Here is a 12,857-nt window from a genome sequence, read left to right as displayed (position 1 = left end):
CCCTTTTTCAGTTTTATCTGCGTTGTTCTATGCTGATGATATTTTTTTTCCTGTCATAAGTATAATATATTGGTGATGATGTTTTTAGAATGTTCATAACTTGTTCTACACTGTATTTCCTGAGAAATTTTCCCGAAAAGGAATAACTTTTGAGTTCCGGAGAAATAATCTGGATGGAAACCCCGTACCATCTTTCGATATCTTTGACCACATTGAGTAGCGGACTATTGTCGAAAGTGAGTATTCCCTCCTTCCAAGAGGTAATCGACGAGGTAGAAACCTGTTCCACACTTATATTCCGTTTTTTAGGATCAAAAATGGCTTGTTGTTCCGGGGATAGTATTGCTGAAGGAGTAGTACTATCCTTTTCGTAAAGTTCCACTTTTCCGGTGACCAAAGTGGTTTCTACCGCAGCATTTTCTTTGTAAGCTTTTACGTTAAAACTCGTTCCCAGTACTTTTATTTTGAGACCATTTTGGGTTTCTACAATAAATGGCCGGGTTTTGTTGTGGGTGACCTCGAAAAATGCTTCTCCGTTTAGTCTCACGGTGCGGGTAGCATCGTTAAAACCTGGCACTATTTTTAGACTGCTTTCAGAATTTAAAGTTACCTTACTACCATCAGGAAGTATAAAATCTTTTTGTTCAGTTGATCTGGTATTATATGCCATATATTGTTCACCTTCTTCCAGTTTGGAAGTGACCAGCAAAGTTGTAAGGCTCAGTAGGATGGTAATCATGGCAGCGGTCATACCGTAATATCTCATTCGGTGTTTTTTGGTTCGAGTCATAAACCTGTGCCATTCGACAGGAATATCGATTTTGGTTCTAGATTGAAAATGCGCAACCTGTTTTGCTTTCAGTTGATTGAAATATAACTGATTTTCTCGGGAAGCCTTAATCCATAAAACAACCTTTGCCCGGAAGTTCCGGTCACCTTTTCCTGCAATGAATTGTAAAATATCTTTCTCGTCCATATATATTAAGAACGATTTAGAATATGATTACCCCTACGTTAAATATTTTTTTTTGCGAATTCTGTTTTAGAGCAGTATAGTGAGGTATTCTCTGAGCTCATTTCTGAGAAATCTAAGGGCTTTGGATATCTGATTCTCAACGGTTTTAGGAGAGATGTTCAGCTCGTGGGCGATCTCAACATATTTGAGTCCTTCAAACCGACTTTTGATAAAAATTTGTCGACATGACGGAGGAAGCTGGTCGATAAGCCTGTTTACTTTCAAGGAAAGCTCCTGTTCTATATACAGCATACTCGGATCGTCGTTGAGGGAATGTTCCAATATAGTCATCTGTTCCCTTTCTATTTCTTCTCTGTACTGGCGTTTCACTTTTTGGTGTTTGAAATAGTCGAGGCATTCGTTTTTGACTATGGAAAAAAGGTAAGAGTTCAGATTGGTATCACTGGTGAGCTCGTTTTTTTTCTTCCACAGTTTGTAAAATGTATTCTGTACGATTTCGCGGGCATCTTCCGAATTTCCGATATAGCTGGAGGCAAAGTAATGCAACTTTTCAAAGTAAAGATGAAATAGTGTCTCAAAAGCTGCTGTTTCTCCCTTTTTCAGCTGACTGATAAAAAAAAAATTATTTAAGCGGTTTGTTTGCAAATTCAATTGGAAATTAGTGCTGGACAAGGTAAACAATTTTCTTCAACTCTTTCCCTTGCCGGCTTATTTTATAAAACCAACCTTATAACACCTATGTACACGCGAGAGGTAATTTCTTATATTAGTGTGTAAATGCTATTTTCAATTTCTATGGATACGGTTTACGGTATATAACGGGGTCAATAATACAAATATTTTACCGCATACCGACTAAAAATGTTGGAGATGAGGGGACTTGGAGATGGGGAGCTGTGGGTATTTGTTTATGTTTTTTCGTGTTTTTGCATTTTTGTTCTTTTGCTTTGCACGAATCACAGTTCGATATTTCCTAAGTTCGAAGTCTTTTCAGAAATAAGCTGAATTCCCGCGTAATTGCGTTCGCGATAGCGAAAAGAGCATAGCTTATCCCGACCAAAGTCGGGAGAGTGGGAATTAAGCTGGTTTCCCGGTGTGCCGGGAAAATTTCCTTAAAGGCTTCTTGACTTTTTGCTTCGTTTTGTGTCAAGACAAAATGAAGGACGGGTTTTGTTGACACGGAGACTTGGAGATGTGAAGACGAGGGGATGTGGGTATTCAAGTCAGATTATGTTTTATGTCTATATCATTTTAATTAATGGCAAAGGGAGCACATAGCTTAAAAGTGGGGATATAGACTCGAAATTTACGGGTAGAAGTAAAGTTTACCATGCTGTAGTGCCCGCGCATAGCGCCTATGGGAGAAGTGAGCAAACATCCCGAGCTATAGGAATGCGATTCTCCCGGTTTCAAAACAGGTTTTTTACCTATCACACCTTCACCTTCTACGTATTCCGGATGGTTGAGAGAGTCGATAATATGCCAGTGTCGAGAGGTGAGCTGTACAGAGTCGTTGCTCTGATTTTCTATGGTGACCCTGTATCCAAAAGCAAAATGCATCCTGTAGTTTTTGAAAAATGTACCTTCAAAACTAGTGATAACTGTAATTTTAATTCCTTTGGTAATTTGTGAAAGCATGGGAAAATTAAAACTTTTAGTGGAAATTATAACACAGAGGCCTTGTAACAAATATATGAAATTAATTTAAACAGCATTTCCTCTTATACAAAAAAAGATTTCATGTCAATTTTGCCTTTGAAAGTAGAAAAAACGGAGCTGTAATGCCAGTCAAATTTAATTGGAGATATTGACAGAAGAGGTACTTCCCATTCCAATCAGACTGTCGTACATATCTCCGAAATTGCGATAATACACCAGAACGAGGTAGTTGTTTTCCGTTTCAAAATGATTTCCGTTGATGTAGGTGTAGTCTGTGCCATCGGTGCCTTTCATTACGTATTTATAATTGTAAAACCCCTGTTTTAGTCTAATTGTAGTCTCCAGATTACCGCTTTGGTCGTTTAGTGTCATCCTGTTGCTTTCATTCAGCTGATAATTGTTGAACTTTCCGTAGACGTATACCTCGTTCAGCCCAATTTCGTTTTGATATTCCAGGCTAAAGTGAACATCTGCATAATCGGCCTCGGTATCGCTGTCTCTCGCATTGCCATCGGTGGTTCTAATCTGAAAATCACCGTTGATATCGGGGTTGTAGGTATAGGGTTTTCCCTCTTGTACAGTGTTGGTGAAGAGGTAATTGTGATACAGGTCTTCCATTTCGGTTCTCGATATGGTATTGGTCGAGGCGCGGATATCCTTGTTGTCAAAATAGAAGTATTCATTTCCTCCGTCGAAGGTAGTTTCTTTATCGTATTTATAAATCAACTCATTGCCGGAATAGAATTGTGGTTTTAAACCGGTAATAGCTGTGTTCCAGTTGTAATTTTGAAGGATAACTACTTTCACCTCCTGTTGTGGGTTTACCAGTGGTGAGTTGTTGTTTTTTATCGTGAATTGTACTACTTGTTTTTTATCGATGACCGATAGCTCTCGGGAGCGCTTGATTGTCACACCCACCAGTACCTGTTCTTTGTAGACCACAAATCTTCTGGAAAATTGCAGTTCGTCTTTATTGTTGTATATGCTTAAAATATAGTTGCCAGACAACTTTAGTCCTGTTCTGCTGTTGGGAAGACTGAGTTCGTAATGAGAATAAGGCTGTAATGTAGTCACCGAATTTCGGTAATTGCTAATGCGCTGGTTGTCCATGCCTCTCATATATTGCGATCTGAGCAGATCGGATGGGGTCCAGTCGTGATTGCAGTGAACAATACGATAGTAATAATCGCTTTCCCTGGCGTTGAGGTCGTCAAAAGAGAGTGTAAAAGATTCTCCCTCCCGAACTATGGGAAACTGACCAACTGCGTTTTCGCTATTATTTTTAAAAACGATGGATCGGATGTGAGAAGGAGGTTCTTCTTCGATGAGTACCTGCGATGTAGCTAAAAAGGAAATTTGTGTAAATACTCCCAACAAAAGCAAGCGGGTGCGTTTATTTTTTATAATAGTCATCATGGGGTAAATATAATTATAAAAAAGAAAATGGGCAGCCTTTTGAATTTGCTATAGCTTAAGGATGTGTAGTATAAAAAACTAAAATAGACAGCCAATGAAAGCTGTCAGTTTTTGGTGGTGAAAAGAGGAGTGTAGTTTAATTGTTTAGAATGGGTATAAATAAGAGAAACACTCTTCCAACAAGCGTAGTAAATACGGTTTAAATTTATAAATTTGCGTGAATTTTTGAATGACGTAGTATTTTTCAAAACAATCCAATTGTAATATGTCCAATGACATTCGCATCAGAAAAGGTCTGAATATCAATTTGAAAGGGGAAGCGGAGAAGAAAATATCCGATGCCCCCCGCTCCGGGACCTTTGTGTTAAAACCTACTGATTTTCATGGGGTTACTCCAAAAATGGTAGTAAAGGAAGGAGATCAGGTGAAAGCCGGAGATTCGGTTTTTTATTCCAAGAACAACGAGAAGATAAGATTTGTATCTCCAGTAAGTGGTACAATTTCAGAGATTAGGCGAGGAGCAAAGCGCCGAATTCTCGAGATTGTGATTGCCGCCGATGGGCAAGACACTTTTAGAGGGTTGGATGCAAAAAATCCGAAAGAGCTCTCTTCTGAGGAGGTAAAAGAGTTTCTTCTCGACAGTGGTTGTTGGCCTTTTGTTAGGCAACGGCCTTATGATGTAATAGCCAATCCGGAGGAGTCTCCCAAGGCTATTTTTATTTCGGCCTATGCTACGGCTCCTCTTGCCGCAGATGTAGATGTGTTGCTGGAAGGGAAGGAAGAGGACTTTCAGGCTGGTATAGATGCTGTTTCCAAACTTACTGAAGGTAAGGTGCATCTGTCTGTTGGTAAAAACTCATCTTCTTTCTTAAGCGGAGTAAAAGGCGTAGAGCTTCACCGTGTTTCCGGTCCGCATCCCGCAGGGAATGTAGGTGTGCAAATACATCATATCGATCCTATCAACGCCGGGGAAAGAGTGTGGGTGCTCAATCCGGAAGATGTAGCGATTATCGGAAAAGTTTTTCGCACAGGTGAGTTCGATGCTACACGTACTGTAGCACTTGTCGGATCGGAAGTAGAAACTCCTCAGTATTACAGGGTGAAAATTGGTAGTGCTATCAGTTCATTGGTGCCTAAAGCGACTTCCGATGTTCGTATTATAAGCGGAGATGTGCTTACCGGCGTGCAGGTGTCTGCCGAAGGCTTTCTCGGATTTTATGCTAATACTGTAACGGTGATTCCGGAAGGAAATCAGTATAGAATGTTTGGTTGGTTGCCCTTTAAAGATAATAATATCCCTAGTATGCACCACACTTCTTTATCGTGGTTGTTCCCCAAAAAGAAATACGTGGTAAACACCAACTTAAATGGTGAAGAACGCGCATTGGTGGTTACCGGAGAAATGGAAAAGGTGCTTCCTATGGATGTATACCCCATGCAATTGCTCAAGGCGTGTATGGTAAACGATATTGAGAAAATGGAAAATCTCGGTATTTATGAGGTAGCTCCTGAAGACTTTGCCTTGATTGATTATGCGTGTACCTCCAAAATTGAAGCACAGGAGATTATCAGAGAGGGACTCGATTTAATGATTAAAGAAGTAGGTTAATCGGTAAGATATGAAATTTTTAAGAACAAAGATAGATCAACTGAAAAAACCCTTTGGAAAAGGGGAGAAGTGGGAGAAGTTTGCCCCTGCTATCAATGCCCTGGATACGTTTCTCTACGTACCTAATCACGTTACAAAGAGAGGAGCGCACATCAGGGATGCGGTAGATTTGAAGAGAACGATGATTACTGTTGTAGTCGCGCTCCTTCCCGCGTTGATATACGGAATATACAATACGGGATACCAATACCTGTATCAAGTAAACGGTGGAGAGGTAGCTTTTATGGAAGCCTTTTTACACGGATTAGGCAAGATATTACCTATGATTGTGGTTTCCTACGGAGTAGGTCTGGCTATAGAATTTGCCTTTGCGGTTTACAGAGGGCATGAGGTGAATGAGGGATTCCTCGTTACTGGATTGCTCGTCCCTATGATTATGCCGGTAGATATTCCGCTGTGGATGGTAGGACTTTCTGTAGCTTTTGCAGTTTTAATAGGAAAAGAAGCCTTTGGAGGAACGGGAATGAATATATTGAATCCCGCATTGCTCGCCAGGGCTTTTGCTTTTTTTGCCTATCCTACTTATATGTCGGGTAATAAGGTATGGGTTTCAGAGGCTTCTCATATAGATGCTGTTTCAGGAGAAACCATACTCGGTAGCCTCGCTACTGGTCACGATGTACACTTTAGCATGATGGATATGTTCTACGGAGCCATTCCGGGATCGATAGGAGAGACTTCTACACTGTGTATTCTCGTAGGAGCATTGATACTTATCGCTACCGGTGTAGGAAGTTGGAGAATTATGCTGGGAGGACTTATTGGAGCTTCTCTAACAGGTTTGTTGTTTAATCTTTGGGGAGCTAATGCCCTGATGAGCTTCCCTTGGTATGGGCATCTGATTGTTGGAGGTTTTGCTTTCGGTATAGTGTTTATGGCAACCGATCCTGTATCTGCTGCACAAACCAATAAAGGAAAGTGGATATACGGAATTCTCATAGGCTTTTTCTGCTTGATGATACGATTGTTCAACCCTGCATATCCTGAAGGGGTGATGCTGGGGATATTGCTGATGAACGTCTTTGCGCCCACCATAGATTTTTATGTGGTAGAAGCCAATATAAAGAGAAGAAAGAAAAGGCTAGAGGCGTCTAAAAAACTTAAAACTGCTTAGTGATGAACAGAGAGAGTAATTCATATACATTTATCTTTGCTGTAGTGATGGTTGTAATTGTAGCATTTTTACTCGCATTTACAGCGACATCCCTAAAACCCCGACAGGATGAGAATGCGAAGAAAGAGAAGATGGAAAATATTTTGGGGACCATTGGAATAGAAGTAGCAGAGGGAGAAGATGTAGAAGCAAAATACAATGAGAGTGTCAAAGAAGAATTATCACTCATTTCAGATGGTTCAGTAGACGAGCAGTCATCGGCCTTTGATGTCGATTTGAGTAGAGAGCTAAAACTTGCAGTAGACGAGCAGCACTTTCCGCTGTTTGTGGCAGAAGTAAACGGAGAGAAACTCTATGTGATACCTCTGAGAGGTGCCGGATTGTGGAATGCAATCTGGGGATATATTTCTTTGGAGGAAGATCTCAATACGATTAAAGGTGTCAGTTTTGGTCACGCCGGTGAAACACCCGGATTAGGAGCTGAGATAGTTCAACCTTGGTTTCAAGCTCAGTTTGAAGGGAAGAAGATATTTGACGGTACTCATGAACTCGTAGGAGTAACGGTTTCCAAAGGTAGTGGAACCAAAGGAGACAACGAAGTAGATGCCATTTCGGGAGCTACAATTACCGGAGATGGAGTTACAGTTATGATAAAGGAACGCCTTTCTCATTATCTGCCGTATTTTGAAAAACACAGAACTCAAGTAGCACTAAATCAATAGGACGTTATGAGTAAAAAAGCTAAAAAATCACCGATATTTCTTTTTGTGTCTGAAGAGAAAGAACCGCTGTTTTCGAAAAAGAATCGAAAATTAGTTACCGATCCTCTTAACGACGACAACCCCATTACTGTACAAGTGCTGGGTATTTGTTCGGCACTCGCGATTACGGTACAGCTAAAACCCGCTTTGGTGATGGCCTTGGCAGTAATGGCAGTAGTTGCTCTTAGTAACGTAGTGGTATCGCTTATTCGAAACATTATTCCTAACCGTATTCGTATTATAGTACAACTTGTAGTAGTTGCGGCTTTGGTAATTTTGGTAGACCAAGTGCTCAAAGCCTATTCTTACGAGGTGAGCAAGCAACTCTCCGTTTTTGTCGGACTTATCATTACTAACTGTATTGTGATGGGACGCCTCGAGGCCTTTGCCTTGGGTAATGGTCCTTGGAAATCTTTCTTAGACGGTATAGGTAATGCCGCAGGTTATGGTATTATACTCATCATTGTCGCGTTTTTTAGAGAGTTGCTCGGTTCAGGAAAATTATTTGGTATGGAGATACTGGGGCATAAAGGAGTGACTTTGGCAGAGTCTACTGGTTTGTATGCCTTGGGGTATGAAAACAACGGCTTTATGCTGCTTCCACCTATGGCTCTGATTATTGTGGGTATCATTATTTGGGTACAGCGTTCTCGAAATAGAAAACTAATTGAAAAGGAATAGGGCAAGTGCCTCAAAGTAAAAACCTGTAGAAATGGATTATATAAATCTTTTTGTAAAGAGTATATTTATTGAGAACATGATCTTCGCATACTTTTTGGGGATGTGTTCTTATCTCGCGGTTTCTAAAACTGTAAAGACTGCGGTTGGACTTGGTGCAGCGGTGATCTTTGTACTTCTGGTAACCGTGCCTGCAAACTATATGATAGACAACTACCTCCTAAAACCAGGAGCATTGTCGTGGTTAGGTGAAGGATATGCCGATGTTGATCTCAGCTTTCTTAGCTTAATTATGTTTATTGCGGTGGTCGCTTCAATGGTACAATTGGTAGAAATGGTTGTAGAGAAGTTTGCTCCTAGCCTGTATGGTGCTCTCGGTATCTTCCTCCCGCTCATCGCCGTAAATTGTGCCATCCTCGGAGGATCCTTGTTTATGCAGACGAAAGACTTTGCCAGTGTGGGTGAATCTGCTGTTTACGGACTCGGTTCAGGAATAGGATGGTTCCTCGCTATTTTGGCTATAGCTGCTATCCGCGAAAAAATTGCTTATTCAAACGTTCCTGCACCTCTCAGAGGATTGGGAATTACATTTATCATAACAGGACTCATGGCCATTGGTTTTATGAGTTTTATGGGAATATCATTATAAATAGTTAGACTTTAGAACATGGATTATTCAATCATACTGGCAAGTGTTGTCGTCTTTTTGTTGGTTATTCTGGTGCTCGTAGCTATTTTGCTTACAGCTAAGGCCAAATTGTTGCCATCTGGTCCCGTAACTTTGCACATCAACGGAGAAAAGGATGTAGAAGTCTCTTCTGGAAATAGCTTGCTGTCTACACTGGGAAATAACAAGATATTTTTGCCTTCTGCTTGTGGTGGTGGGGGTACCTGTATTCAGTGTAAGTGCCGAGTTTTGGAAGGAGGCGGAAATATTCTGCCTACAGAAGAACCTCATTTTACACGAAAGGAAATAGCCGAAGGATGGCGTTTGGGATGCCAGGTAAAGGTAAAACAAGATATGACTATCGAAGTACCCGAAGAGGTATTCGGTATCAAGAAATGGGAAGCTACCGTAGTTAGAAATTACAACGTGGCCTCCTTTATTAAAGAATTTGTGGTAGAGATACCTGAAGATATGGACTATCAACCTGGTGGGTATATCCAGATTGAAATCCCTAAATGTGTGGTAAACTACAAGGATATCGATATTACCGCTCACCCTAAAGAACACCCGGGAGAGCCGGATAAATTTAAAATGGAGTGGGACAAGTTCAACCTGTGGCCGTTGACTATGAAGAACGACGAAACCGTAGAGCGCGCTTATTCTATGGCTTCCTTCCCCGCCGAAGGTCGCGAGATTATGCTCAATGTACGTATCGCTACTCCACCCTGGGACAGAGCAAAAAATAACTGGATGGACGTAAATCCGGGTATTGCATCCTCTTATATCTTTTCTAAAAAACAGGGAGATAAAGTAGTAATTTCAGGTCCTTACGGTGAATTCTTTATCAACCCTTCCGATGCTGAAATGCTCTATGTAGGTGGAGGAGCCGGTATGGCTCCGATGAGATCTCACTTGTATCACCTCTTTAAAACCTTAAAAACCGGACGTAAAGTAAGCTACTGGTACGGAGGTCGATCTAAAAGAGAATTGTTCTACCTAGAACACTTTAGAGAGCTGGAACAAGAGTTCCCTAACTTTAAATTTTACGTAGTGCTTTCTGAACCGCTTCCAGAAGATAATTGGACGGAAAAGAAAGATATAAACGACGAAGAAGGAGATGGTTTCCTCGGGTTTGTACACCAGGCAGTAATCGACAAATACCTGAACCATCACGAGGCACCCGAAGATATCGAATTCTATTTCTGCGGACCTCCCCTGATGAACAAGGCGGTAGAGAAAATGTGTGACGACTTTGGAGTACCACCTGAAAATGTCCGATTCGACGACTTCGGAGGATAATGAATATATAATTTGCTATTAAAAACCGGTATGCCTTTGGTATTACCGGTTTTTTTATTATCCATCTCCAAGCCAGACCATCCTGAGATAACCTCCTTAACAAAAAATAGTATCTTTGTGAATTATCACTAATCACAGTTCAGATGAAAAAAAACATATTAGGTCTTTTCCTTTTGGCTACGGTACTGTTTTCTTGTGGAGAACAGAGCGATAAAAAGACTAAAGGCGAAACAGCACAAAAAGACGAAAACACATTTGAATACGTCGTAGAGGAGTTTGCAGATCTCCGTATACTTCGTTATCAAGTACCCGGATGGGAAAACCTGAGTTTGAAAGAACAAAAACTGGTGTATTATCTCGTACAGGCCGGACTTTCGGGAAGAGATATTATGTGGGATCAGAACTACAGGTATAATCTTGCGATAAGAAATGCCCTAGAGAATATTTACAAGACTTATAACGGAGATAAGTCATCCGATTCCTGGAAAGCCTTCGAAGTATACCTCAAGAGAGTGTGGTTTTCAAATGGGATACACCATCACTATTCCAACGACAAGATAAAACCAGGATTTGACAGAGACTTTTTCGAAACATTACTTAAAGAGACCTCTACAGATTTAGATGGGGCTATAGTGGATGTACTTTTTAATGATGAGGATGCCAAGAAGGTAAACCTCGATGCTTCTAAAGGGCTGATCGAGGGATCGGCTGTGAATTTTTACGGTGAGGGAATTACCGCGGAAGAAGTGGATGCTTTTTACGCAGGTATGAAATCTCCCGACCCTAAAAAACCACTTTCATTCGGACTCAATTCGAAACTAGTCAAAGAAAACGGTAAGCTGGTAGAAAAGGTTTGGAAGAGTGGAGGAATGTACGGTGAGGCTATCGACAAGATTATTTACTGGTTGGAAAAGGCTGTAGAGGTAGCTGAGAATGAGAAACAAGGAGAGGCCTTAAAGTTGCTTGTAGAATACTACAAAACAGGAGACCTCAAAACTTGGGACGATTACAATGTGGCGTGGACAGGAGCTACGGAAGGTAATATAGACTACATCAATAGCTTTATCGAAGTGTACAACGACCCCAAAGGCTATAGAGGCTCGTATGAGACCATTGTACAGATCAAGGATTTTGAAATGTCCAAGAAAATGGAAGTGCTCGCTCACAATGCGCAGTGGTTTGAAGATCACTCTCCTCTGATGGAAGAGCACAAGAAGGAAAATGTGGTTGGAGTATCGTATAAAACCGTTATAGTTGCCGGTGAGGCAGGTGATGCTTCTCCCAGTACTCCTATTGGGGTAAACCTTCCCAATGCCAACTGGATAAGAGCCGCACACGGGTCGAAATCGGTCTCACTCGGCAATATCATAGAAGCATACGGCCAGGCGGGAAGTGGTGACAGATTAAAGGAGTTTGTAAACGATGAAGAAGAGTTGAAACTCGCTCAGCAATATGCCGAACTCGGTGGTAAACTGCACACAGCTCTGCACGAAGTGGTGGGGCATGCCTCGGGAAAACTTAACCCTGGTGTAGGAGAAACCAAGGAGACACTTAAAAGCTATGCTTCTACTCTGGAAGAAGGTAGAGCTGATTTGGTAGGTCTTTATTTTATTATGGATCCCAAGATTCAGGAACTCGGTTTGGTAGACGATTATAAGAAAGTAGCCATGGCAGAGTATGACGGTTATATAAGGAACGGTCTGCTCACTCAGTTGATACGTCTTGAGCCCGGTAGCGATGTAGAAGAAGCTCATATGCGTAACCGTCAGTGGGTATCGGCTTGGGTTTTTGAACAAGGACAAAAAGACAATGTGATAGAAAAGCTGAACAGAGACGGCAAGACCTATTACAATATTAACGATTACGACAAACTGCGAACGCTTTTTGGAAAGCTACTCAGAGAAACCCAACGCATCAAGTCGGAAGGAGATTATGAAGCCGCTAAAGCTTTAGTAGAAGGATATGGAGTGAAGGTAGACCAAGAAATACACCGGGAAGTACTCGTTCGCAACGAGGCCTTCGACACTCCTCCTTACAGCGGTTTTGTAAATCCCGTACTCACACCGGAAACGGACGAAAATGGTGAAATTACTGCCATAGCTGTGAAACAGCCTGCAAGTTTAGCAGAGCAGATGCTGTATTATTCAGATCAGTACGGTTTTCTTCCGGAAGTGAATTAATGAGGTAATTTATCCTTTATAAGACCGTAGACGAAAGTTCCGGCCAGAGCACCTGCAATGACTATGCCCATGCTCCAAAACCCGGCTCCAAACAATATGTACATGGGGCCGGGGCAGGCTCCGGCCAAGGCCCAACCCAATCCGAAAAGAATACCACCCGCAAGATAGCGCACTACACCCTTGTCTTTGTCTTTTATGGCGATGGGGTTTCCTTCTACGTCTTTTATCTTTCTGCGTTTGAAGAATTGTATACCGATAATGCCGGTAGCTATGGCTACACCGATAATACCGTACATGTGGAAAGCCTGAAAGTGGAACATCTCGTATATTCGATACCAGGAAACGGCTTCTGATTTGGTGAGTACAATACCGAAAAATATGCCTATAAGGAGAAATTTGAAGTGTTTCATACTAGAGTTGTTAGTTCTTAGTTGTTAG

General features: G+C 41.4%; 12 protein-coding genes. 7 read left to right on the top strand and 5 right to left on the bottom strand.

What is annotated here, in order from left to right; all coding sequences use genetic code 11:
- Positions 1-13 precede the first annotated feature (13 nt).
- The 4 genes from ACYZZR_RS07175 to ACYZZR_RS07160 all read right to left on the bottom strand — a co-directional run bounded on the left by ACYZZR_RS07175 (position 14) and on the right by ACYZZR_RS07160 (position 4,051).
- Positions 14-976: a FecR family protein gene (locus ACYZZR_RS07175; RefSeq protein WP_461533315.1), complete on the bottom strand. Its 963-nt coding sequence runs from the start codon at positions 974-976 to the stop codon at positions 14-16.
- A gap of 66 nt (positions 977-1,042) precedes the next feature.
- Positions 1,043-1,621 (bottom strand): RNA polymerase sigma-70 factor, encoded by a 579-nt coding sequence (locus ACYZZR_RS07170; protein ID WP_461533335.1) that lies wholly within the window; start codon positions 1,619-1,621, stop codon positions 1,043-1,045.
- 606 nt (positions 1,622-2,227) lie between these two features.
- Positions 2,228-2,614, bottom strand: coding sequence for a Co2+/Mg2+ efflux protein ApaG (apaG, locus tag ACYZZR_RS07165; protein WP_461533314.1), 387 nt, complete (start codon positions 2,612-2,614; stop codon positions 2,228-2,230).
- A 156-nt stretch (positions 2,615-2,770) separates the two neighbouring features.
- The gene (locus ACYZZR_RS07160) at positions 2,771-4,051 is read right to left on the bottom strand and encodes a type IX secretion system plug protein (protein ID WP_461533313.1); all 1,281 of its coding nucleotides are present in this window, start codon (positions 4,049-4,051) and stop codon (positions 2,771-2,773) included.
- A 265-nt stretch (positions 4,052-4,316) separates the two neighbouring features.
- Between ACYZZR_RS07160 and ACYZZR_RS07155 the strand changes: the two genes are divergently transcribed.
- The 7 genes from ACYZZR_RS07155 (at position 4,317) to ACYZZR_RS07125 (ending at position 12,419) form a co-directional block, all read left to right on the top strand.
- Complete coding sequence (locus ACYZZR_RS07155; protein WP_461533312.1) at positions 4,317-5,660, top strand: Na(+)-translocating NADH-quinone reductase subunit A; 1,344 nt, start codon at positions 4,317-4,319, stop codon at positions 5,658-5,660.
- A 10-nt stretch (positions 5,661-5,670) separates the two neighbouring features.
- Positions 5,671-6,834 (top strand): NADH:ubiquinone reductase (Na(+)-transporting) subunit B, encoded by a 1,164-nt coding sequence (locus tag ACYZZR_RS07150; RefSeq protein WP_461533311.1) that lies wholly within the window; start codon positions 5,671-5,673, stop codon positions 6,832-6,834.
- A 2-nt stretch (positions 6,835-6,836) separates the two neighbouring features.
- Positions 6,837-7,556, top strand: coding sequence for an NADH:ubiquinone reductase (Na(+)-transporting) subunit C (nqrC, locus tag ACYZZR_RS07145; RefSeq protein ID WP_461533310.1), 720 nt, complete (start codon positions 6,837-6,839; stop codon positions 7,554-7,556).
- Between the two features lie 6 nt (positions 7,557-7,562).
- Complete coding sequence (locus ACYZZR_RS07140) at positions 7,563-8,276, top strand: NADH:ubiquinone reductase (Na(+)-transporting) subunit D (RefSeq protein WP_461533309.1); 714 nt, start codon at positions 7,563-7,565, stop codon at positions 8,274-8,276.
- Positions 8,277-8,307: 31 nt separating this feature from the next.
- The gene (gene nqrE / locus ACYZZR_RS07135; RefSeq protein WP_461533308.1) at positions 8,308-8,922 is read left to right on the top strand and encodes an NADH:ubiquinone reductase (Na(+)-transporting) subunit E; all 615 of its coding nucleotides are present in this window, start codon (positions 8,308-8,310) and stop codon (positions 8,920-8,922) included.
- 18 nt (positions 8,923-8,940) lie between these two features.
- Entirely contained in the window at positions 8,941-10,239 is a 1,299-nt protein-coding gene (nqrF, locus tag ACYZZR_RS07130) for an NADH:ubiquinone reductase (Na(+)-transporting) subunit F (RefSeq protein ID WP_461533307.1), read from the top strand.
- Positions 10,240-10,382: 143 nt separating this feature from the next.
- Complete coding sequence (locus tag ACYZZR_RS07125) at positions 10,383-12,419, top strand: dipeptidyl-peptidase 3 family protein (RefSeq protein ID WP_461533306.1); 2,037 nt, start codon at positions 10,383-10,385, stop codon at positions 12,417-12,419.
- Here ACYZZR_RS07125 and ACYZZR_RS07120 read toward each other — a convergent pair.
- Positions 12,416-12,829, bottom strand: a complete 414-nt coding sequence (locus ACYZZR_RS07120; protein WP_461533305.1) for a DUF6691 family protein — start codon at positions 12,827-12,829, stop codon at positions 12,416-12,418. The two genes, ACYZZR_RS07125 and ACYZZR_RS07120, sit on opposite strands and share 4 nt — an antisense overlap.
- Positions 12,830-12,857: the final 28 nt, after the last annotated feature.

The organism is Sinomicrobium sp. (assembly GCA_029266035.1).
Taxonomy (GTDB): Bacteria; Bacteroidota; Bacteroidia; order Flavobacteriales; family Flavobacteriaceae; genus Sinomicrobium.
The sequence above is the reverse complement of the archived record's forward strand: the minus strand, read 5'-3'. Positions and strand labels throughout refer to the sequence as shown.

Bases quoted from the DNA above. Each gene is read 5' to 3' on its own strand.
- ACYZZR_RS07175 (WP_461533315.1), bottom strand. From the start codon at position 976: ATGGACGAGAAAGATATTTTACAATTCATTGCAGGAAAAGGTGACCGG.
- apaG (WP_461533314.1), bottom strand. From the start codon at position 2,614: ATGCTTTCACAAATTACCAAAGGAATTAAAATTACAGTTATCACTAGT.
- ACYZZR_RS07160 (WP_461533313.1), bottom strand. From the start codon at position 4,051: ATGATGACTATTATAAAAAATAAACGCACCCGCTTGCTTTTGTTGGGA.
- ACYZZR_RS07155 (WP_461533312.1), top strand. From the start codon at position 4,317: ATGTCCAATGACATTCGCATCAGAAAAGGTCTGAATATCAATTTGAAA.
- ACYZZR_RS07150 (WP_461533311.1), top strand. From the start codon at position 5,671: ATGAAATTTTTAAGAACAAAGATAGATCAACTGAAAAAACCCTTTGGA.
- nqrC (WP_461533310.1), top strand. From the start codon at position 6,837: ATGAACAGAGAGAGTAATTCATATACATTTATCTTTGCTGTAGTGATG.
- ACYZZR_RS07140 (WP_461533309.1), top strand. From the start codon at position 7,563: ATGAGTAAAAAAGCTAAAAAATCACCGATATTTCTTTTTGTGTCTGAA.
- nqrE (WP_461533308.1), top strand. From the start codon at position 8,308: ATGGATTATATAAATCTTTTTGTAAAGAGTATATTTATTGAGAACATG.
- nqrF (WP_461533307.1), top strand. From the start codon at position 8,941: ATGGATTATTCAATCATACTGGCAAGTGTTGTCGTCTTTTTGTTGGTT.
- ACYZZR_RS07125 (WP_461533306.1), top strand. From the start codon at position 10,383: ATGAAAAAAAACATATTAGGTCTTTTCCTTTTGGCTACGGTACTGTTT.
- ACYZZR_RS07120 (WP_461533305.1), bottom strand. From the start codon at position 12,829: ATGAAACACTTCAAATTTCTCCTTATAGGCATATTTTTCGGTATTGTA.